Genomic DNA, 21,737 nt, shown 5'->3' with positions numbered 1-21,737 from the left:
TTGATATGAAACCGGTCAATTCAAAACCAATCACTGCCCGCTTAACCGTTTTTATATGATTTTCCTGATTTGACTGTAAACACGTATGAATGAAATCCCATGCAAATCTGAATTTCCGCAAATTCCGGACTGTATTGCACGGAAGCGCAATTTTAAGAATATATTATATAAAACAAATATGAATAATATGAAATTATTATTGACTGTATCATATAAATAATATATAATCATACAAAATTAAACATATATGAATAATATTATTTAACGGGGAATCACGCAATGGTATTTAGGAATGTAAGGTATCATCACCGGTATTTTGNCAACGGGGAGTATTATCATGACGAAGACCTCTTTGATTATACTGAAGCGGTTAATGAGTATAGAAGAAGTTTTCCTTCAAAATCCGATGTGATGGAAAACACCCCTGATCCTGCAGTGCGTGAAATGCTTGTACATATGGAGAAAGCGGGTTGTGAAACCTGCTTTGACCGGTTTGACAGTCAGAAACCCCACTGCAGCTTTGGAATTGCGGGTGTTTGTTGCAGAAATTGCAACATCGGGCCGTGCAGAATTACCAGAAAAAGCCGCAGAGGGGTATGCGGTGCCGATGCGGACCTTATTGTGGCAAGAAATCTCCTGAGGTGGGTGGCGGCAGGCGTTGCAGCCCATGGAGCAAGAGGGCGCGAAATAATGCTGGCGCTTAAAGCGGCAGGGGAAGGAACATTGGATATGCCCGTACTGGGTGCTGAAAAACTGAAAAAGTCAGCCGCTCAGCTGGGGATTGCCACCGAAGGGAAAACGGTTGGGCAGCTGGCGGCGGAAGTCGCGGACATCCTTCTGGAAGATTTGTCAAGAACGGTACCGGCAGAGCACAAAATTTTAAATGCTTTTGCAACAAAGGAACGGATTGATAAATGGAAGGAACTGGACATACTGCCGATAGGGGCATATCATGAAGTATTTGAAGCTCTGCACCGGACGACCACCGGAACCGACGGGGACTGGAAAAACGTGATGAAACAGTTTCTGCGGTGCGGCCTTGCTTTTGCATGGACCAGTGTGCTTGGGTCTTCAATAGCCATGGACAGCCTGTTCGGTTTACCGCGAAGAAGCAGGGTTAAGGCAAACCTCGGAGCTTTAAGGGAAGGTTATGTGAATATTGCCGTTCATGGTCATTCACCGTTATTGGTAAGCGAAATAGTGAAACAGGGCAGAAGCGATGAATTCATACGTCTTGCGCAGGAAAAAGGCGCGCTTGGGATAAGATTTTACGGTATATGCTGTTCCGGGCTTTCGGCAATGTACCGTTACGGGGGAGTTATTCCGTTGTCCAACGCGATGGGGGCGGAGCTTGTTCTCGGTACCGGGGCCCTGGATTTATGGGTTGCCGATGTTCAGGACGTTTTCCCGTCGGTAATGGACGTGGCAAAATGTTTTAAGACAACTGTTGTAACAACCAGTGATTCAGGAAGGCTTCCCGGAGCCGAGCATTATGGATATGACCACCACCATTCAAATTTGACTGAAACCCGGAACCTGGCAAGAACGATTGTAAAAAGGGCCATAGAAAGTTTTGGGCAGAGAAGGGGAGTTCCTGTATTTGTTCCGCAGTGTGAAGTGGAAGCTGAAATAGGATTTTCGGTGGAGTACATTATGAACCGTTTCGGGGGCGTCGAGAAAATTGCCGATGCGTTAAAAAGCGGAAAAATCCGTGGCGTTGTCAATCTGGTCGGATGCAACAATCCCAGGGTTATGTATGAAAAGGCGATAACCGATGTCGCCCAAAAGCTGATAGAAAACAATATTCTTGTCCTCACAAACGGCTGTGCGTCTTTTCCCTTATTGAAAATGGGGTATTGCAGTGTCGGGACGCTGGAAAAAGCCGGGAAGGAACTTAGGGGATTTTTGCAGCCCGATCTGCCGCCGGTATGGCATATGGGTGAATGCCTTGACAATGCGAGGGCTTCCGCGTTTTTCAGGGTTCTGGCCGATGCCGTCGGCAAAGATATAAAAGACATGCCTTTTGCCTTTGCAAGCCCCGAATGGTCCAATGAAAAGGGGGTCGCTGCAGCGCTTGGGTTCAGGCTTCTCGGAATAAACTCGTATCATTCGGTATATCCGCCGGTGCTGGGGTCTGAAAAAGTAATGAAATTCCTTTTTGAAGACACGAAAGAAACTCTTGGCTCGGTTATGGTGGTTGAAGTGGATCCCGGTAAGCTTGCCGACAGAATTATCGCCGATATAAACCGGAAAAGAAAGGAACTGATGTGGAATTAGCCTGTTAAAGGGGGATGTGAATTGCTGAAAAACATTTCGGGAACTGTTTGTTTAATTTTAACCGCCATACTTTTGATGCTTTTTCCGGCGTGCGTCAGTAAAGGCGGATTGTCAGAAAAAAATGGACTGAATGCTCAAGAAGAAATAAAAACCGTAAAGATAGCCTATCTTCCAATCACTCATGCAGTTCCGCTGTATATAGAAAACGAACTGTCGAACGGGAAGTTCAGGCATTTCAGTCTTGAACTTGTTAAATTTGGTTCTTGGACCGAACTGGCGGAAGCACTGAATGCCGGAAAAGTAGACGGAGCTTTGATGCTTATTGAACTTGCAGTTAAAGCGAAAGAACAGGGAATTGATTTAAAGGCGGTGGCTCTCGGACATCGGGACGGCAACGTGGTGATAGTGTCTGAAAATATAAACAGTGTTGAGGATTTAAGGGGGAAAACCTTTGCAATACCCAGCAAACTGTCAACTCACAATATTTTGTTACATATTTTGCTGGAAAATAACGGCCTTTCATACAGTGACGTGAATGTGGTTGAACTGCCGCCGCCCGAAATGCCGGCAGCGCTCGCCGAAGGCAGGATTGCCGGTTATTGTGTGGCCGAGCCTTTCGGTGCCCAATCGGTGATCGCAGGAAAAGGAAAAAAACTGTTTGAGTCTCGTGAGCTTTGGGAAGGTTCGCTGTGCTGCGGCCTTATCCTCAGGAGTGACTTTATAAAAAATAATCCCGGCGTGGTTGAAGAATTTGTAAAGGAGTATGTAAAAGCCGGAGTGAAGGCCGAATTAAAAAACGAAGAGGTTAAGAACGCGACGTCAAAATACCTGAAAACAAACCCCGATGTGCTGGATTTGTCACTTCAGTGGATTTCATACAATGACCTGAGACTGGAAGAGGATGATTACAATGAACTTGTAAATTACATGATAGAGTTGGGGCTTTCTGAAAACCCGCCCGGGTACGAAGAATTTGTAGACAATTCTTTTATAGACAGGTGAAGGAATGAAATGAAAGGGTTCAGGAAGGCGTTAGAGGTTGTAATAAGCATATCTGTACTTACAGCCCTATGGGAACTGATTGCGCTTGCGGGCAGGTTTGAAAAATCACTTTTTCCTTCACCGGCTGCGGTTCTTGCGGGAATATCGGAACTTGTGGAAGATCAGACGCTATTTGCGAATATCAAGGTCAGTCTTGTCCGGTTTTTTACCGGGTATTTGTCTGCCGTTGCCGCAGGCATAGGTCTCGGCCTGTTGCTTGGATGGAATAAAAGCATATGGGCTTTTGTTGATCCCGTTGTGCAGATATTAAGACCCATTTCACCCATCGCATGGTTCCCGTTCATAGTTCTGTGGTTTGGAATAGGGGATGCTCCGGCTGTTGTAATCATTTTTATAGCCGCTTTTTTCCCGGTCCTGCTTTCAACGGTTTCAGGAGTGGGAAACGTGGATTTGATCTATCTTAAAGTGGCTGAAAATTTTGGAATAAGAGAGCCCCGGCTGCTTTTTAAAATTATTCTTCCTGCAGCTTTCCCGATGATAGTGAACGGCCTCCATCTGGCCCTTGGCTCGGCATGGGTATTCCTTGTGGCGGGGGAAATGGTAGGTGCGCAGTCAGGGTTGGGGTTCATGATTATAGATGCGAGAAATTCACTGAGAACGGATTTGGTATTGGCAGGGATAATTATAATCGGGCTTTTGGGTTTTTTACTGGATCGGTTGATAAGAATTCTTGAGGACCGGATAAAAAGTCGTTGGATGGCACTCCCGGGGGTGGAAGACTGAAAAATGTATATTTTAATTAATGAAGTTTCGCGGGAATATTTTTTTAAAGATAAAGGCGTAACTGTCGCCCTCGAGAAAATAGACATGGAAATTGAAAAAGGGGAATTTGTTTGCTTGCTTGGACCGAGCGGATGCGGAAAATCCACTCTGCTGAATTTAATAGCAGGTTTTGACGTACCGACTTCAGGTGTCATAAAGATTAACGGCGAGATAGTAACAAAACCTTCAAAAAACAGAATTATGATATTTCAAAATTATGGGCTTCTTCCATGGAGGACTGTTTTGAAAAACGTTGAACTTGGGCTTGAAGGGGAAAAATTAACGAAAAAGGAGAGGCGTTTTATTGCAGAGGAATATATTGAACTTGTAGGCCTTTCGGCCTATAAAAACCATTACCCGGTCCAGCTTTCCGGGGGAATGCAGCAGAGGGTCGCGCTGGCAAGGGCGCTGGCAGTGGATCCGGAAATACTTCTTATGGACGAGCCGTTCGGCGCGCTGGACGCAATGACCCGAATGACCATGCAGGATGAGATTGAAAGAATATGGAAGGAAAAGAAAAAAACAATATTATTTGTGACTCACGATATTGAAGAGGCGGTTTTTCTGGCTGACAGAATTGTGGTAATGACACCGTCTCCGGGAAAAATAAAAAACGTAATTAAAGTGCCATTGCCAAGGAAAAGAGACAGGACATCACCGGATTTTTTAAAAATAAGGGACAGCATTTTTGAAGAATTCGGACTTAAGCACTGCACCGAACCTGAATTCTATTTATAATAAAAGGTCCGGCTGAAAAATCTGAATTACAGGCCACGGATACAAAGCAGCGCATGGGTAATGCACTTTTCCATCGGTAACCTGAACAATTCCGCACTGCCGTGTTTTGTTGCATATTCCATTTAACTTTTTAATATTTCAATTCAGCCAGAAGTTTCACAATTACAAGTATTTATTTTTAATATTTTTATTTAGGCGGGCACAATAAAACATTAAAATTTCCGTCCCATTTTCTTTAAAGTTAACAGATGTTATAATCAGGTTTAAAGGCATACTTATGCCAGAAGTACGTTAATACCTGATTTATTCAAGTCAGGCATGATTGTCTCAGGGGATGATTAAATGGCTGACTATAAAAGAATTGCAGAGCACTGGAATGAGGTGTTTGGAAAAACCGAAACAGGTCAGATTAAAACAACGGACGTGGGACATGATGATTTGAATAAGGCGCTGGACTGGCTTTGTTTCAATTCAGAATCCATAATCGATTTCGGATGCGGAATTGGTGTTATGCTGTTTAAGTGCTGTTTGAGAGGCACAAAAATTCATAAAGGTATAGATATTTCAGATAAAGGGATTAGAGTAGCCATGGAACTCCAAAGGATAAATAATTTTGAAGGTTTCACCTTCACTGCCGGAGGAGTTGAGGAGCTTGACAAAATTGTTGATGATTCCTTTGACGGCGCAATACTTGCAAATATCATCGACAATTTGTTTCCGGAAGACGCTGTTAAAGTATTGGCAGAAATAAAGCGTATTTTAAGAACAGGTGGCAAAATACTGTTAAAATTGAATCCTTACCTTACGTATGAAAAAATTAAAGAATGGAATATAAAGATTATAGATATTGATAAAAACATGCTGGATGACGGGTTATATTTATGGAATCAGACTGCGGAAGAATGGAGAGGGTTGCTGGAAAACTATTTTAGCGTTGTGGAATATAAAGAGATTTATTATCCTGAATATGATCAATATAACAGACTGTTTTTGCTTTGCAATGATAAAAAATAAAAGCCAGGAAGAACAGGATGATGCGATGAAGAGGCTGTTACTTATTCCTGTCAGTGTTTCGGCTCTTTTTATAATTCCGCTTTAACAAGCGTTTTAGACTACGAAGGAATAGACGTAAAACTTTTTAATTTTTCATTCTTTATATATTGATTTTTAAAATGTAGAAGGTACAATATCATCCTGTGAGGAATGAATGGAGTTAAATGCTTTCCCGGTTTAAGACAGCGTTTCCTACGGCATGCACGCCCGCTGTTTCGGAAAAGCTGTAAGATTAATTTAAGATTGACACAGTAAAAGCCATGAAAACTGGTTGGCATTGCGACATAAATAATTTTTATGGCGGTTAAATGTGAAAAGCCGTGGTATTGTTGACGTTATTTTATTGTGTGAGGTGAAGAAATTTATGATAAAAGCAGCGGTATTTGGATATGGAAATATTGGGAAAGCTGCAATTGAAGCCATTAATGCAGCTCCTGATTTTGAACTTGCCGGAGTTGTCAGCAGTTCGCTTGAAAAGGGTGCGCTGGGGAAAATACCGGTCGTACGCGATGTAGACGAGTTAAGCGATGTACAGATTGTTATTTTGTGCATACCAAGCCGAAATGTTCCTGATATAGCAGAGAAAATCCTGTTAAAGGGAATTTCAACGGTGGATTGTTTTGACATTCACAGTGAAACGTATAATCTTTTTACCCGTCTTGATGCGGCGGCAAAGAAAGGAAACAGCAGATGCGCGACGTCCATAGGATTCGATCCGGGAATTGATTCCGCCATTCGTGCGTTATTTGAGGCAGCGGCCCCTAAAGGACTGACGTATACCAATTTCGGACCGGGCATGAGCATGGGGCATTCTGTAGCCGTCAGAAAAATCCCCGGAGTTAAGGATGCGATGTCTGTTACAATACCGGTAGGTGCAGGGGTACACCGCCGCATGGTTTATGTTGTATTGGAAGATGGAGCCGATTTCAATAAGGTAACTGCGCAAATAAAATCCGATCCATATTTTGTTAACGATGAAACCCATGTAATACAGGTGTCAAACCTGGATATGCTGATTGACAGGGGGCACAGTGTAAGCATCCAGCGGAAAGGCGTATCGGGCTCAGCACAGAACCAGCGTTTCACTTTTGAAATGAGCATAGATAATCCCGCAATGACCGCACAGATGATGGTTTCCGCCGCAAGAGCAGTCCTCAGGCAGGCACCCGGCGCGTATACCATGCTGCATCTTCCGCCGATTGATTTACTTTACGGCACCGAAGAGGAACTTATCCGCCGCTTGGTGTGATTAAACCGCATTGCCGTTCCTGCAGAATTTAAATTGGTCCTTCCTCAGATATGTTTTTGAAGCAAATTACGAAGGGTATTTCTTACGGAAGGTGCGCAGGCGGATAATAAGTTCATAACCGTGATTATCCGTAGAAGCTCCAATATTGATAAAGCCGGCCTTTTTAAACGCCGGCTTTATCAAGTGTTACTACGACAAAAGCAGTCATGAGGCCTCCGGCTGCTTGTAATTTTTTATATTTTCCGAAGGGACTGTGGAACAATGCAGGGCTGATTTAATCCGTTTGGGAAAATTAAACAAAAAGCCGGAGAAAAGAAAAGTTAACACAGTTCTGAAAGAAACCGCTTTATTTTCACTGTATGCATCTGATGGCAGCGGTATATCCCGGAGTTTTTAGAGAAGAATGTTAAAAGCAAATTATATATGGAATCAGCGGCTGGCAAGGCGTTGCAGAACCTATCACAATATCCGGCTCTGTATGTTGGTGTAGCTCATCATTGCAGTTACTTACATCCTCTGGTCAATTTTACTTTTTTCAGACAGAACATGGGTAAGTATCTCATTTATTATTCCCTGGCTGACAGGTTTGCGTACCACCCGCAACGGGTTCACGCACAACAGTTCATATGTATTTTCCGCTGATGTTACAAACACGATACTGCAGGCGGGCCTGAGCCTGTTAACCTCCAATTGCCGGACTTTTTTTGCGGTTTCAAGGCCTGTAAGCTTTTTCATGTAATAGTCGAGAAAAAGAAGATCAAAACTGATATTCTCTTTATTAAGCGTGTCAATAAGCTCTTCTCCGCTTTCAAATCGCCATATATTAAATATATTATTATTTTCTTCGCCGTATTTTCTGATGAATGTTTCAATAATTTCACAAAAAATGGGAAAATCATCGCAAATACCTATATTCAGCATTACAACCACCTCATGACCAATTATTTAACCATAAGGGTACTTTAATCATTCTAACTTATAAAAATTTTAATTTCAAGTGTATTTTTACCTTTATTGTTGGTTAAGTTAATCATTGATAAGTGATACAGTTAAAATCGGGTGATAATCGGTGACCATAGACTACAAGGCTCTTGGCGAAAGAATTGCAAAACGCCGGAAAGTGCTGAACTTAACCCAGGAAGACGTGGCAGAAGCTACGGGGCTTAGTAATAACTATATATCAAACATAGAAAACAATCATTCGATTCCAAGTATTGATACGCTGCTTAAAATCTGCGAAGCCATTGATACAACGCCGGATTACCTGCTTCTTGGCATTTCATCGCGTTCGGACGCGGAGGAAGATCTGCGGAATAAAATAAACGAAAAACTCAAACTGTGCAGTCAGAAAAAACTTAAACTGATTGAACATTTTGTTTCATGGATCATAGATGAGGATATTTAATATAAAAGTTGCAGAAAATGACATGTTAATTAATTTTCGTCTTAATTTGAGGACAGGACAGAGATTTTTATTTAGCGGTGTTTTCATGTCAACGCGGAAATTATTTTAAATTCAGCCGGTTCTCAATACAAATCCGGGGCTGAATATAAGAGAAAGCCGGACCAAATTTTGAAAAAGGTTTGTTTTGAAAAATTAAAAGGAGTGCTTGTTTTCTGCACTCCCTAAAGGAATGGATTATGTAATCTGAAAAATATTGTATTTAATAATTTGGCTTATAATAGTACATTAAAGAATTGTCATAAGGGGAATAATTTGGCTTATGCCTGACTAAAGGACCGGGACCCCATTTCGAAATGTAAAGGGTTGAAGAATAAACCCGCGCAGAGTGATCGTCGTTTACGTATCTGACACGGTATCCGCTAACTGCAGCGGCTGACGGTATGGTAGGGTCCGACGAATGATTCGCAGAAGTGACATACGCGTAGCTGCCATCTTTCCAGTATTTTTCCTGCTCCGGAGCGTTTATCCAAATGTCATTTGATGCGGATGTGCTATGCCAGGCATATGAATGGCAATTATAATATTGAGTTGACTTCCGGACAATAATTGCGTTTGGATAATTATCTTCAACATATTTATCCAGCAAATCCAAATCGTTTTGGTCAGCTTCGGCAATGCATCTATAGGCTTTAACAATTGTTCCATTAGGAGTCCGGACGGTAGTTTCTTCATAATCAGGTGCATCACAGGCAGTAAAAATGCATAGGATGGTAAATAACAATAAAATTGTCGCAATACATCTATTATTTCTGAAATTAAATTTTGTTATCATGGATTTCCCTCCATATTTTATTCAATATCTTCGATAATGCTTTGAATTTTTTCTTCTATTGTGTTCCAGATTTCATCCCATTCACCTTTATGGGATTCCTTGATATTCCCCGTTTCAAGGAAATGAGAAACAATGTCGTGATTTTTTATTTTCTCACTAATTTCAGGGTAATCCATGTCGAGCACATGCGCCATAATAAAAAGAGTTGAAGTGATGCCGAATTTTCCGGAATATTTATTTTGCTTTAGTTCTGCCATTTTATATGCATGCTTCAAAAGTGCTTTCCTGTCAGACACTTTTGAGAGTATGGAAGGTTGTGCGATAATGTATTCAAGAAATTGCAGCCTGAGAGATGGATATTTGTCAGTGGCAAGTAATTTGTCAAGATCCAATTTTGAATAGAATTGGACCAGTGCGTCTCCTGCATCATCACGCGACTGCAGCTCGCGCAGACCGTTAAAATCATTAGTTATTTTTTCCAACCCTTTTACAGGTGAATTGAATAAAAATATATCTCCAAACTTAGGATATTTCATGCAAGTAGCAATCAGCCCTTCTGTAGACATGGATTTCAAAGTTTCTTCCGGGATTTGAAGAACAGCATTCATTTCTGCGGTGGACTCCATTTTTATCCATTTATCTTTATTAACATCAGGTGAGATAGGAAAATCGTAAGAGTCTGCACTTATCGAATTAAGCCAGTAGGTATTTTTTTCAAAAGCATTGCCCATGAAGAGTATTGAACTAACCAATAACATGCAGAGAATAACGGAGAAAACTAAAAGATATGTCTTTTTTACCTTCATACAGTATTACCCTCCCAATTTGAAACAATGACCAGTAATAACTATGATAAGATACCGGTATCCTATGGTAATATAATAACATAATTACTATAAAATGTAAATGTGTAAAATAAATTAATAATCAAGGCATGTAATTGTTTCCTTTTGCGTTTTCCGTTCACAGGGCCTTAATAAGATTCAGGCGTTTTCTCAAATACTTATGTAAGGCTACGTACTGATGCCATATAATTAATTTTGTTCTACAAAAAAGTGCCCTCTTCTTACAGCCGTGTTTTTGGTGATTGGCATAAATATTCACGCCGTAATTTATAATTTTAAAATTTTATTCGGTATTCGTTACGATTATGCCTGTAGTGATTTTACGAAAGAAACATGAATCGAATTTTGAACCGGACAAATTTTTGTTATAATTGTTTGAGTGTGAAAAATAAAGCAGGGAAGAACTCGGAAACAGAATGAATGATGCTATGATTGAGCCATAAAGAGAGGTTCTGGACAATTAAAGGCTGAAGAACAGGTGTTAATTAGTGGTAATTTTTTAAAATAAATGATTAAACAGGAGATGTTTTATGAAAAAGAACGATATATACGAGATTGAAATAACAGGCATGACTCATGACGGCATGGGCGTCGGCAGGGTTGACGGCATGGCTGTTTTTGTGCAAAGAGCGATAGAAGGTGAAAAGGTTGTAGCGAAGATAATAAAGGTGACAAAAAATTATGCCGTCGCAAGGATTGAAGAATGGATTACAACAAGCCCCGAGCGCACCGAGCCGTTTTGCCCGGTATACAAAAGGTGCGGCGGATGCAGCCTTCAGCATATGTCTTATAATATGCAGCTCAAATTCAAACACCGTGTTGTAACCGATAACCTTGAAAGGATAGGCGGTTTTTGGGGGATACAGGTCAGTCCGGTGATTGGAATGGACAACCCGATGAATTACAGAAACAAGGCCCAGTATCCTGTGGGAATGGGCGACAATGGGCCTGTGGCAGGCTTTTACGCAAGGCGAAGCCATATAATTATCGATTCCGAAAGGTGCGGAATTCAGCACCCGGCCAGTGAAAAAGTTAAAAACACGGTGCTGGAGGCCGTAAAGGAACTGAAAATACCTGTATACAATGAAATTACGGGCGAAGGGATTTTGCGCCATATAGTGACGAGGGTGTCCTATTCAACAGGGGACGTTATGGTTATACTGGTTGTTACCGATGAAAAGGTGCCCGGACTGAAAAAAATAATTCAGAAAATTACGCGTGAAATTCCCGAGGTGATAAGCATAGTTTTAAATATAAACAAACGAAGGGACAATGTAATACTGGGCGATAAAGTCAGAACCGTGTACGGCAGTGACACGCTGGTCGACAGGCTTGGCCATTTGAAATTTCACATTTCGCCGCTGTCTTTCTATCAGGTAAATCCTGTACAGACTGTGAAGTTATATAACAAGGCTGTTGAATTTGCAGGCCTGACAGGTAACGAGACAGTATTCGACCTGTATTGCGGCATTGGAACAATTTCGCTGTTCCTTGCAGAAAAGGCGAAGGAAGTAATCGGTGTTGAGGTTGTGCCCGAGGCGGTGGAAGCCGCCACGAAGAACGCGGTGCTTAATAATATTTCCAATGCGAGATTTTACTGCGGTGAGGCAGAAAAAGTGGTACCTGAACTGTATAATGAAGGAATCAGAGCCGACGTTGTGGTTGTGGATCCGCCAAGGAAAGGCTGTGATGAAGCGCTTTTGCAGACAGTGGTGAAAATGCAGCCTGAAAGGATTGTATATGTATCATGCAACCCGTCAACGCTGGCGAGGGATTTAAAATATCTGGCGGCAAACGGGTATAATTTGGACAAAGTCCATCCGGTGGATCTGTTTCCGTGGACCGAGCATGTTGAGACGGTAGTATTGATGTCAAAGGTGAAAAATCAAGTGTAAAAAAAACCTTGATATAAGGGCATTTCGAGGTTTCCATCCCAAAAACCACTGCACGTAAATTAGCTAATTTTCACTTCATGAGAACAAGTCGAAACAGCTAAAAAACCTTGTGACAGAGCGATTTAGATGTCAGCGCTTGGCGAGTGGTCAGGTTGGATGTCAGCCTTCGTGAGTGCACGATTTAGATGTTTTTTTAGAAATTTTTGAGGTTGTGTGAACAGGTTGGATGTAGGGATAAAAAACACAAAAATAGGCTATTCAACATTCTTAAAATATGGCACAATGTTTATTATCCATTGTGTTGAATGAGCCTTCAGGGGGAGGAATTTGAGTGAAAACAAGTGAATATGAAACCCCATTTGCAAAATTGCACATCTATAAAAATGGGCATCCAATAGACTTTGAAATACAGCCGTTTGATTATGGGATGTACCTTAATGACAATAGTTTCAAGAAACCAGAAGGATTGTATATAGTCACCGTTGATATGGACTTTCTTCACTCTGGAGATATTTTAGTGTGCGAATTTGATCAAGGGTATTTACAGGATGATGGTGGCGGTGAACATATGCTGAATATTGTCGGGACAATAGGCAATTACACAGTTGGAATGGGTACTACAGATACCCAAGACATTAATGAATGCTATGGTGATAATGGAAGATGGTTGCCATATGAAGTTTGGGGAAACACAGGTTGTGGATATGAAGTTCACATTATAGATAATCCAGAGCATTATAAAGAAAGAAAACACTTTCAGCAGATATTTTTTTATATTGCATGGGAAGCTGGAACGACAGATGAAGCATGGGAATTAATATCTTTTGTTACAAGCTGAGCCGTCTGCTAATAAAGGTTAGGAAAGAGGAGGCTTGCCATGTCTGATAACAAAAAAATTCATTTTATACCACCCCTGCCTCCCCAACGAGAAAAGCGGGTAGGTATCTACTGCCGTGTGAGTACAAACAGTATGGAACAGCTGAAAAGCCTTTCCTCCCAAGTGTCAGCTCTGACAAGATTAGTTGCAGCAAATCCCAAATGGTTGTTAGTAGATGTATATATAGATATTGCTTCAAGCAAGACAGGTTCCTCTCGAAAAGAATTTACCCGTATGCTGCAAAATTGTAAGTCACATGATATAGAAATTGTTTTAACAAAGAGCATCAGCAGATTTGGCCGAGACACTGTAGAGATTCTTGATGCCTTGAACCAGCTAAAAAATCTTGGCGTTCGCGTTATATTTGAACAGGAAGTGCTTGATACAGCTGATACGGATAATGATCTCATGATTTCAATAATCGAATCAATAGCGCAGGCAGAGAATGAATCACGCAGTGAAAATATTAAGTGGGGAATCAAACAACGTGCTGCGCAAGGTACCTCAAAGCTTTATAATAGAAAATGCTATGGGTATTATAATGATGAAGATGGCAACCTGGCTATTAATGAGTCAGAGGCAAAAAACGTGCGATTAATATATAACCTTTACTTACAGGGCAAGAGTGTTTTAGGTATTGTAAAAGAGCTTGAACGGCTTGGGATCAAGTCGCCTACCGGTAAAGATAAATGGAGTAAACGTACTATTGATGTCATGCTTAGTAACGAGAAGTATATAGGAAATGTCCGGCTACTGGATGACGGCAAACATAGCGAGAGTTGTCAAGAATTTTGTGTCTGATTAAAGTAACGTAACTGGAAAATTTGTTGTATTTCATAAATGTGAGCATTTATCATTGGTACCGCTTTTTTCCATTTTGTCCGCCTCAAGTTCTCCCTCTGTAAATATATGTTAATTTCCAATACTTCGACAGAGTTAAAGTAACCACCCGATCTTATCCGAATTTTTTCAACTAGACTGTTGATACTCTCTACACTGTTGGTAGTATAAACATGCTTCCTCAAGGATTCGGGGTATTTAATGAAAGCCATATAATGTTCTGCTTTCTCCATGAGAATGTTCATATATCGGCTATATTTACTCTTAAATTTACTGCAAAGGTCATAAAACTTTTGAACAGCTTCATCAAAGGAAGAAGCAAATTTTATTTTATCGAGTTCTTTATTGAATTCTGCGGCATCAGCTTTGGTCATGTATTTGCGGATATTTCTCTGAAGGTGTACAAAACAGAGCTGATGATCAGCATATGGATATACAGCTTTGACGGTCTCGATAATACCTGGGAAATCATCACTTACAACCACTAAAACTCGTTTAAGACCGCGGTTTATCAAGTCTTCAAAGACCTTGTTCCAATCGGCTCTGTTTTCTTTGCCGAAGAAGGTGTAAAGGCCAAAGATGTCTTTCTTACCTTCCATATCAACGCCAAGGATTATGTAGCATGCGGCTTTCTTCACTTTTGAGCCGTCTTTTATCTCACAATGATAAGCATCGATTAATAAAGCAAACACCGATTCGGGTAATTCCCGTTGTTTGAAAAGGTCTAATTCACTTTTTAGGTCATCTTTGATTTTGTTGAGTTCATCATCAGAGTAAGGAAGGTTGAGGCTTTTGAGGGTATTTAAGAGAGAAGATTCTGAATAACCGTTGACAACAAGGGACATAAGAAGGTCTGTATAGGATTCATCCACCCTTTTATACGGTTCAGGTAGGATGTGGGGTCTGAAATCGCCAGTGCGAGTTCTTGGGACAGAGATGTCCAGGTTACCCATAGGTGTACCAAGTTTTCTATCATAAAAGCCGTTGCCTTTGTCGTTCTCGTTTTTCAAGAGATAGATTTGGCGTTCAGACAACATAAACCAGTCGAGCAAATCCTCCAGCAACTTTTTGAGGGCAGGGCGTGATGGATCTGAATCAGAGCAATACTGGTTTAATACTTTTTCAACCGCCATATTTTTGACTGTTTCATAATAGGTATTTTTATCCATAATTACCAGCCTCCTTTGTGATTTTATTATACACCAGACACAATTTTATTTTAACACCCAGGTTAACTGGCTTAAAAAAAAATCTGGCCGACTCTAAGTCCCGTGAAGACCGCATGAAGATGATTGACAGAGAAGAGAAGAAACTCAGTATAACCAAGCAAGCCGAACTGTTGAGCATAAATCGTACAAGCCTTTACTACAAGCCGGTTCCAGCAAATGATGAGGAATACCTGATTAAGAGGATCATCGATGAGATTTACACGGCTCATCCGGAGTACGGTTACCGTAGGATGACGAATATCTTGAACCGGGAATATCACATTCGCATTAATCGCAAGCGAACCCGGCGTTACATGCGGGAAATGGGGATACATGGCTTCTGTCCTGGCCCCAATCTTAGTAAGCGTCTACATGGGAAGTACTTGTATCCGTACCTGCTGAGAGGCTTGAACATTGATCATCCCAATCAGGTATGGTCCATAGACGTGACCTACTGCCGGATGAAACGTGGTTTCATGTATCTGGTAGCCATTATAGACTGGTATTCTCGTTATATTGTTGGATTTGAGCTATCAAACACGCTGGATCGGACATTTGTCATAGAGGCAATCCAAAAGGCGATAAAACGGCACGGAAAACCTGAAATTATGAATAGCGACCAAGGCTCACAGTTTACCAGTGATGATTACATCAATCTACTAAAAAACAACAATATCAAAATATCTATGGATGGCAAAGGAAGAGCATTGGATAACCAACGGATAGAGCGTTTCTTCCGATCCTACAAATGGGAAAAGCTTTATCTTGAAGATTGCGAAACAGGACATCAGCTCCGGCAGATTACAAGGGAATATGTGGAGTATTATAACAACCGGAGACCTCACCAGTCGTTGGATTACAAAACACCGGCAGAGTATTACTTCGGGGGTTGTAAGCAGCTTCCGGCAGTCGTATAAAACCTTGGGGCTCTGCCCCAAACCCCGTCCTCGCCGGAAGGCAGCCGGTCTGTCATAACAGACCGGAAAGCAAAAGGATGTATGCGCATTGGATGTCAAGGGCCAAGATGAACTCGCTTACGCTCGCCCTTGACATCCTCCAACAGAATGCATAAATGTTATAATTATACAAAAATAAAGAAAGGAGAACCTAACTTAGAAAAGCTAAAAAATTGTCTTGACAAGTGGGGGCATTATAAAAATTCTCTAAAAAATTCTTTATTCTGTCACAAAAGCCTCTTTTGATTTGTCTTGTTTATTGGAAATAAAAATCAAAGGAAGTATTAACATGCTTATGAGAAAACTTTTAACTGCTGCATTGAGTGTTTTGCTAGTCACTTTTGCATTAACGCCGACAGCGTTGGCCACAGAAGAAACAAGTGCAACGCCGGAGTCAGATGTGTCCATTCAGTATGTTTACATCAACCAGGCAAGTACTTCGCTGACCATTTCAGCAAGTGGAACTGCCACTGTGTATGGGTATGTGCAAAAAACACCGGCCGGTAAAAACATTTACCTTACGTCTACTTTGCAGCGTTATTCTAACGGATCATGGACAGATGTTAAAAGCTGGTCTAAATCTTCATCATCTTCGTCAGCATCCATATTGGAAACATACCAGGTATCCAGTGGAACTTACAGGGTTGAGACATATTACTATGTATCTGGCGATGGCGGATATGAGTCGGATGAGATTTTCAGCAAGACTGTAACTTATTAACAAATAAAGTTATAGAATTTACATGGCATAAATGATTCCAGTGGGCTGATTTACATAATCAACTCTATTAGTTTTAGATAGCCTTGAGTTTACGCATTTTGGAAATGTTATTGCAAAACCATGTTTAAAATATGTGCATAAGGAGGTAAGACTATGTATAAAAAAACCAATTTTCGTATTTCGACAGCAATGCTGCTTGTGCTAATTTTAATGTTCGCTATAACTGCTACTGTCTCCGCTACAACGCTGGATGTTAATCGGGTAACGCAAGCTAAAACAAAATGGTGTTGGGCAGCTACTTGTGAAATGATAGGTACTTATCAAAACCCGGACTCAAACCGCACTCAGTGGGATGTGGTAAAGAAAATTAAAGGCTCAGATTATCCTAATGTAGGAGGGACAGTCACAGATATCAAGAACGGCATCAAGTACGCATCCATGGATTTAGTAACGTACACTTCAGGCAGCACTCTTTCGTGGTCCGATCATACTTCAAACATTGACAGCTCCAACCCAATTGCTATGTGGATTGCCTGGGATAACGGTGACGCACATGCGGTGGTATGTGCCGGAACAAAAACAATCAGTGGTACTAATTACTTATATGTCATTGACCCATGGGAAGACACCGATTCAACATGGTATGGGTATGAGGCAATAAAAAACGGTACGACACTGTTAACAGGCAAAGGAAAATATACAAAATCTTTTTGGAAGAACTGATGGGATATGAGATAACCATTTATAACCAAGAATAGGAGGTAAGAATAAATGAAAAAACTGTTAATGTTACTATTAGTTGTATTGATGACCGTGGTGCTGTCTATTCCGGCATTGGCTGCCGCCGATGATTTGTCGGGATTAACGGATACCATTGTAACCTCTGTTAATGGTCTGCTTAGTGATAAGCTTAGTCGTAAAGTCACGTCAAATGACATAAACTATGATAATGCTTTTAAAGTTTACGTCGGCGTAGATGTGTTCAAAATGGAAACAACAAATATAAGTGAATTAAAGAATGCATTAGAAGCTGGAGGTTACATCTACGAGATCCCTTTATATATTGATGGTGATACCATCCTTGTGGACATAGCAAAAGGACAGCCATTGAATAATAATGCGGAGTTCACCGAAGAAGAAAAGGAGAACATTATTGCAAACGAAGGCAAATGGCAGGTGACTGCTGTAAAGTATTACAGAAACGAAATCGTAAACTATGCAACTGAGGTCAGCGCTAAGATTGGAAAAGTCCCTGAGGGAGCAATACTTGTTGGTGGCTTACCGCGTTTCCGTTTTGCCGTAGCGCTTATTCCTGATGAGAATGGAGAAGTTGTAGGATTACTTCCACTGAGCAAAATATCTGGTGTGGAAAAGCTTCAAACTTTTAAATCTGCTGATCAGAATTTCTATAATTACAAGGAGATAAAAGAGTATATCAATAAATTGCCGCCGGCAAATCCGGATGAGGCTGGCAGTTTCGGCTTCTTAGATGTTGAGGCTCCGGACAGTAACCACACCATGACCTACGTAGCAATTATCGTCGTAATAATATTATGTGCGCTGACCGTTATATTTATCGTGTACCGGAAAAAGGCTAAGATCATAGAATAGGAGGGTTAAAATGAAAAAGTTATTATCAATATTTTCAATTGTTGCATTGACGCTTATTCTTGTATTTCCTGCCGATGCTTCCATAGATGCCCGAGAACGACCTAATGGCGCGTCTTTCCATATAAAAAATGTGGTGGACTATGCGCAGGCTTATGGTATCCGTGGAAACGACAATGTAACACGAATTCCTGTATGTCTTGAAATCGGTAATGATGTGTCCACCGATCTTATTGTTTCTATTGAGTCGAAACTGAATAATGCCCAGGCATCAAGCGGAGTACTAAATTTTACTGTATCTGGAAGCTTCTATCGCACATCAGATGGGGAAATTGTGTCAGTATACGGTCTGTCAGGTTCCTTTGAGTATGACGGAAACGATACAGAAATAACCGGCAAAGACAGCTATCATCGCCCTACACTGACTGATTGGTCAGGCACCAGCAAAACCAGTACAGATAAAGTCGAGCCTTATAGCATCAGCATCTTAAAGGGAGATTATGTTTTATACTATAAAAACAAAGAAAACAACACAGCATGGATAAAAATTGCAGTTAGCGAAAGTGGTATGTACTCAGTTGGTGGAGACTATGTATCCTATGAAGTAAATTAGCGAGGGGGAACTAATATGAAAAGTAAGAGGATTTTTCTTGGATTACTGCTGGTACTGTTTATTATGGCTTTATTGCCTGTGTCGATTTTAGCTGCCAGTACAGCAACGCAAAAAATAACCATGCTGCCGGTAAACCAGGCAGACTTGGCTTTAGATACGAGTAATCCTGAAATAGGGCTTGCCTTTTTCATTGAGGACGAAATGAAAACTTCTGGGTATCAGACGACTCAAAAAACAGGTTATGGCTACTTTTATTTTAAACAAAGCGGAGACGTAGAAATGCTTTAATCGGCGATGAGATATGGGGTAAATCTTTGTTATATCTTTGCATTGATGAGAGTAAATTAATTGGTTTATTAAACATTCGATATGAGCTACCTAAGTATCTTGCTGAAAAATATGGTCATATAGGTTATGGAGTGAGGCCATCTGAGAGGAAAAAAGGTTATGCAACTACAATGCTTAGGCATGCCTTATCAGTATGTAAAGAAAAAGGAATGACTCAAGTTATTCTTGGATGTTATAAAGATAACGTGGCATCGGTAAGCATTAAGATATAGAGCTTGCGTCATCAAAGTAGTAGGCCGGTAAGCTACTTAAAAATGGAGTCATATAATAAAGAAATTTATAAACAGGAACGTTTTATTCGCGGCTTCTGCTTTTTATATCAGCCTGTCAAGCATCATAGCCATATACTCCCCGCATCTCGACCGCAGCATTGATGATTACTTACTTCTGTTGGCCGACCCGCAATCTTCATTCTGAATCACCTTTGTATTCAAAGACATCCACTCTCCATATAATAGGGTAATTTTTCGCCCAATTTTGTATGGCTTTTACTTCTTCTTTTGTATTGACCAAAATATATGTTTCATCGCCGTAATGTTCACTGGAAAAAATAATCTCATTTTTGTTTTTTAGAAATAAACTGAACCATTTTATATACCCTTCCGGAGCCAAATGGTTTGTCAAAACTTCTTGTTTGAAATCAGGGGTTATGTTTCCTGTATAAACTATTTCTTTTGACAGATTGTTTGGCACTCTTTGACCGAACTTTTCTCCTGATTTAATTGCTTCAACGTCGTCTTCCCAAAGACGCATTTCAAATTCGTCAGCAATCTCAAGGGAATTTTTTGCCAGGTGAATCCACCATTCATAATTATAGAAAATTGGATATAAATCATTTGTTCGTGTTTTTTCCACCATAAATGAGATTAGATATGCCATATACTTTCCTCCTTATCGTTTTTATGAAGTTGACGTTTTTTTTTATTCTTCTGACAAGTAGAACGTCAGCGTTATAAGGTTCAAGGGCACGAATATCGAGCTTAGTAACTATCCCGCCAGGACCGCATCCGGTACCACTTGGCTGGTTGGTGAGCATGTATGTTTGCCATTGGTTATTTTTCTGTAATTTAGACGATGAGGCGGTCTTCGACTCCATAAGCAAGTAAAGCATCTATGTGACGGTCGAGATTTTGTTTTGTCGAGCTTACACGAGCATACCTGTATATACGTTAGATAATCAACACTTCCATTTTATACGTTAAACAATCATTCGTAAATAGTTATCGTCACCGGCAAAGGATAAGGAGGAAGAATAGAACAAGAAATTGAGAGATAAGAAATATGTGAAACTTGATATGATTCGTTCAGGCGTATATAATACGAATTCCGGTAATTGTATATTTTTGTAAATGAATGTTGATTAAAAACATTGAATGATTCAACATGGTATGGATATGAGGCATTAAAAAACGGTATGACGCTGTTAACAGGTAAGGGAAAATATACACGATTTTTTTTGGAAGAAAATAACGGGATGTAAGATCGCCATTCATAACTAAGAATAGGAGGTATGATTGAATGAAAAAACTATTTCTATAATTACAAGGAGATAAAAGAGTATATCAATCAGTTGCCACCGGCAAATCCGGATGAGGCGGGGGATTTTGGCTTCTAATGTCAGCCTATTTAGAATTAATTAAAAGTGAAAGCGGGGTATATTAATGAAAATATTGCATTATCGGCTTGCGAAGAATCAAAATAATATGTAATTTTAATTTATGGTGAAATATCAAAACTCAAATAAACGCAAAGCGAGAATGGGGGAACCTAATAGTGGGGAATCTGTCTGAACTGCCAAATATTGGATTAACGTTGAAAAAACAGCTTATTGATGTTGGTATTAATACAGCTGAAGAACTAAAAAATATAGGGAGCCGTGATGCGTGGCTGCGTATTCTTCAACGGGATCCTTCCGCATGTTTGACAAGGTTGTTGGCGTTGGAAGGTGCCGTCCGGGGTATAAGATGGCATAACCTGGACGATGAGACAAAGAAATCCCTTAAAGAATTCTATTACAGACATAAGAAGGGAAAGTAGCATGCCTAAGGGAACGGTTCTTTTGACAGTTTTCTTCGGAAGCTTTTGGTCTGGAACGTAATTAGTAATTTATGATATATATGAATTGAAGATTAAGCTATGTTTATGGAAAGAAAAACAGCATGTATATTGCAAAATTACTTTTATGCGTAATACTCGGATTCCTTTTGGCAGGTGTCTGGTTTGGTTTTAATTTAATTATTGTAACACTTATACAAAGGCTAAAAATACCGTGGTTGTCGTTCATAAATATATTATTTGCAAGTGTGTTACCTGTATTTTTTGTATATTTGACTTTAGGGATTTATCCTATTCAAATAGGCGGAATACAGCAGATAAAGGTATATGTGATTGCAATAGTGACAACAGTAGTCACAGCCGTCATTGTTATCAGAAAAAAGACAGTAATAC

23 protein-coding genes and 1 pseudogene are annotated in these 21,737 nt (G+C 40.4%); 18 read left to right on the top strand and 6 right to left on the bottom strand.

Going from position 1 to position 21,737, the window contains the following annotated elements; genetic code table 11:
* Positions 1–279 precede the first annotated feature (279 nt).
* The 6 genes from cooS (at position 280) to CST_RS09165 (ending at position 7,141) form a co-directional block, all read left to right on the top strand.
* Entirely contained in the window at positions 280–2,277 is a 1,998-nt protein-coding gene (cooS, locus tag CST_RS09190) for an anaerobic carbon-monoxide dehydrogenase catalytic subunit (RefSeq protein WP_015359619.1), read from the top strand.
* Positions 2,278–2,298: 21 nt separating this feature from the next.
* The gene (locus tag CST_RS09185) at positions 2,299–3,279 is read left to right on the top strand and encodes an ABC transporter substrate-binding protein (RefSeq protein WP_015359618.1); all 981 of its coding nucleotides are present in this window, start codon (positions 2,299–2,301) and stop codon (positions 3,277–3,279) included.
* Between the two features lie 9 nt (positions 3,280–3,288).
* Positions 3,289–4,062 carry an ABC transporter permease gene (locus tag CST_RS09180; RefSeq protein ID WP_015359617.1) on the top strand — a complete coding sequence of 258 codons (774 nt, stop codon included), beginning with the start codon at positions 3,289–3,291 and terminating at the stop codon, positions 4,060–4,062.
* A gap of 3 nt (positions 4,063–4,065) precedes the next feature.
* Entirely contained in the window at positions 4,066–4,839 is a 774-nt protein-coding gene (locus CST_RS09175; RefSeq protein ID WP_015359616.1) for an ABC transporter ATP-binding protein, read from the top strand.
* 342 nt (positions 4,840–5,181) lie between these two features.
* A complete protein-coding gene (locus CST_RS09170; protein WP_015359615.1) occupies positions 5,182–5,853 on the top strand; it encodes a class I SAM-dependent methyltransferase in 672 nt (223 codons plus the stop codon).
* 403 nt (positions 5,854–6,256) lie between these two features.
* On the top strand, positions 6,257–7,141 hold the full coding sequence (locus CST_RS09165) for a diaminopimelate dehydrogenase (protein ID WP_015359614.1): 885 nt from the start codon (positions 6,257–6,259) through the stop codon (positions 7,139–7,141).
* 507 nt (positions 7,142–7,648) lie between these two features.
* On the opposite strand, the gene CST_RS09160 is transcribed toward CST_RS09165, so the two are convergent.
* Positions 7,649–8,062 carry a response regulator gene (locus tag CST_RS09160; RefSeq protein ID WP_015359612.1) on the bottom strand — a complete coding sequence of 138 codons (414 nt, stop codon included), beginning with the start codon at positions 8,060–8,062 and terminating at the stop codon, positions 7,649–7,651.
* Between the two features lie 148 nt (positions 8,063–8,210).
* Between CST_RS09160 and CST_RS09155 the strand changes: the two genes are divergently transcribed.
* A complete protein-coding gene (locus CST_RS09155) occupies positions 8,211–8,546 on the top strand; it encodes a helix-turn-helix domain-containing protein (protein ID WP_015359611.1) in 336 nt (111 codons plus the stop codon).
* Positions 8,547–8,805: 259 nt separating this feature from the next.
* Here CST_RS09155 and CST_RS09150 read toward each other — a convergent pair whose 3' ends face one another.
* Both CST_RS09150 and CST_RS13110 read right to left on the bottom strand, forming a co-directional pair.
* Positions 8,806–9,378, bottom strand: a complete 573-nt coding sequence (locus tag CST_RS09150; protein ID WP_015485075.1) for a DUF7689 domain-containing protein — start codon at positions 9,376–9,378, stop codon at positions 8,806–8,808.
* Between the two features lie 17 nt (positions 9,379–9,395).
* Positions 9,396–10,184: a hypothetical protein gene (locus CST_RS13110; RefSeq protein WP_015485074.1), complete on the bottom strand. Its 789-nt coding sequence runs from the start codon at positions 10,182–10,184 to the stop codon at positions 9,396–9,398.
* Between the two features lie 569 nt (positions 10,185–10,753).
* Between CST_RS13110 and rlmD the strand changes: the two genes are divergently transcribed.
* The 3 genes from rlmD to CST_RS09130 all read left to right on the top strand — a co-directional run bounded on the left by rlmD (position 10,754) and on the right by CST_RS09130 (position 13,796).
* Positions 10,754–12,118: a 23S rRNA (uracil(1939)-C(5))-methyltransferase RlmD gene (gene rlmD / locus CST_RS09140; protein WP_015359610.1), complete on the top strand. Its 1,365-nt coding sequence runs from the start codon at positions 10,754–10,756 to the stop codon at positions 12,116–12,118.
* Positions 12,119–12,449: 331 nt separating this feature from the next.
* Entirely contained in the window at positions 12,450–12,956 is a 507-nt protein-coding gene (locus CST_RS09135; RefSeq protein ID WP_015359609.1) for a hypothetical protein, read from the top strand.
* Between the two features lie 39 nt (positions 12,957–12,995).
* The gene (locus CST_RS09130) at positions 12,996–13,796 is read left to right on the top strand and encodes a recombinase family protein (protein ID WP_015359608.1); all 801 of its coding nucleotides are present in this window, start codon (positions 12,996–12,998) and stop codon (positions 13,794–13,796) included.
* Here CST_RS09130 and CST_RS09125 read toward each other — a convergent pair.
* Complete coding sequence (locus CST_RS09125; protein WP_015358103.1) at positions 13,778–15,004, bottom strand: IS256 family transposase; 1,227 nt, start codon at positions 15,002–15,004, stop codon at positions 13,778–13,780. The two genes, CST_RS09130 and CST_RS09125, sit on opposite strands and share 19 nt — an antisense overlap.
* A gap of 74 nt (positions 15,005–15,078) precedes the next feature.
* Between CST_RS09125 and CST_RS09120 the strand changes: the two are divergent.
* From CST_RS09120 to CST_RS09090, 7 genes and pseudogenes are all read left to right on the top strand, one after another.
* Positions 15,079–15,960, top strand: a pseudogene (locus CST_RS09120) (IS3 family transposase); the annotation flags it as partial.
* 358 nt (positions 15,961–16,318) lie between these two features.
* Complete coding sequence (locus tag CST_RS09115) at positions 16,319–16,720, top strand: hypothetical protein (RefSeq protein WP_242823545.1); 402 nt, start codon at positions 16,319–16,321, stop codon at positions 16,718–16,720.
* A gap of 153 nt (positions 16,721–16,873) precedes the next feature.
* The gene (locus tag CST_RS09110; protein WP_015359605.1) at positions 16,874–17,443 is read left to right on the top strand and encodes a C39 family peptidase; all 570 of its coding nucleotides are present in this window, start codon (positions 16,874–16,876) and stop codon (positions 17,441–17,443) included.
* A gap of 48 nt (positions 17,444–17,491) precedes the next feature.
* Complete coding sequence (locus CST_RS09105) at positions 17,492–18,331, top strand: hypothetical protein (RefSeq protein ID WP_015359604.1); 840 nt, start codon at positions 17,492–17,494, stop codon at positions 18,329–18,331.
* 10 nt (positions 18,332–18,341) lie between these two features.
* Positions 18,342–18,941, top strand: coding sequence for a hypothetical protein (locus CST_RS09100; protein ID WP_015359603.1), 600 nt, complete (start codon positions 18,342–18,344; stop codon positions 18,939–18,941).
* Between the two features lie 15 nt (positions 18,942–18,956).
* Complete coding sequence (locus CST_RS09095) at positions 18,957–19,229, top strand: hypothetical protein (RefSeq protein WP_015359602.1); 273 nt, start codon at positions 18,957–18,959, stop codon at positions 19,227–19,229.
* Between the two features lie 26 nt (positions 19,230–19,255).
* Positions 19,256–19,501 (top strand): GNAT family N-acetyltransferase, encoded by a 246-nt coding sequence (locus tag CST_RS09090; protein ID WP_051492260.1) that lies wholly within the window; start codon positions 19,256–19,258, stop codon positions 19,499–19,501.
* Between the two features lie 196 nt (positions 19,502–19,697).
* Here CST_RS09090 and CST_RS09085 read toward each other — a convergent pair whose 3' ends face one another.
* Both CST_RS09085 and CST_RS13440 read right to left on the bottom strand, forming a co-directional pair.
* Positions 19,698–20,168, bottom strand: a complete 471-nt coding sequence (locus tag CST_RS09085; protein WP_015359601.1) for a hypothetical protein — start codon at positions 20,166–20,168, stop codon at positions 19,698–19,700.
* Positions 20,169–20,356: 188 nt separating this feature from the next.
* Positions 20,357–20,455, bottom strand: coding sequence for a recombinase family protein (locus tag CST_RS13440; RefSeq protein WP_144050623.1), 99 nt, complete (start codon positions 20,453–20,455; stop codon positions 20,357–20,359).
* Between the two features lie 607 nt (positions 20,456–21,062).
* Between CST_RS13440 and CST_RS09080 the strand changes: the two genes are divergently transcribed.
* Positions 21,063–21,326 (top strand): TfoX/Sxy family protein, encoded by a 264-nt coding sequence (locus CST_RS09080; RefSeq protein ID WP_015359600.1) that lies wholly within the window; start codon positions 21,063–21,065, stop codon positions 21,324–21,326.
* Positions 21,327–21,737: the final 411 nt, after the last annotated feature.

The organism is Thermoclostridium stercorarium subsp. stercorarium DSM 8532, from assembly GCF_000331995.1.
Classification (GTDB): Bacteria; Bacillota; Clostridia; order DSM-8532; family DSM-8532; genus Thermoclostridium; species Thermoclostridium stercorarium.
This window is presented reverse-complemented; position numbering and strand designations above follow the sequence as displayed.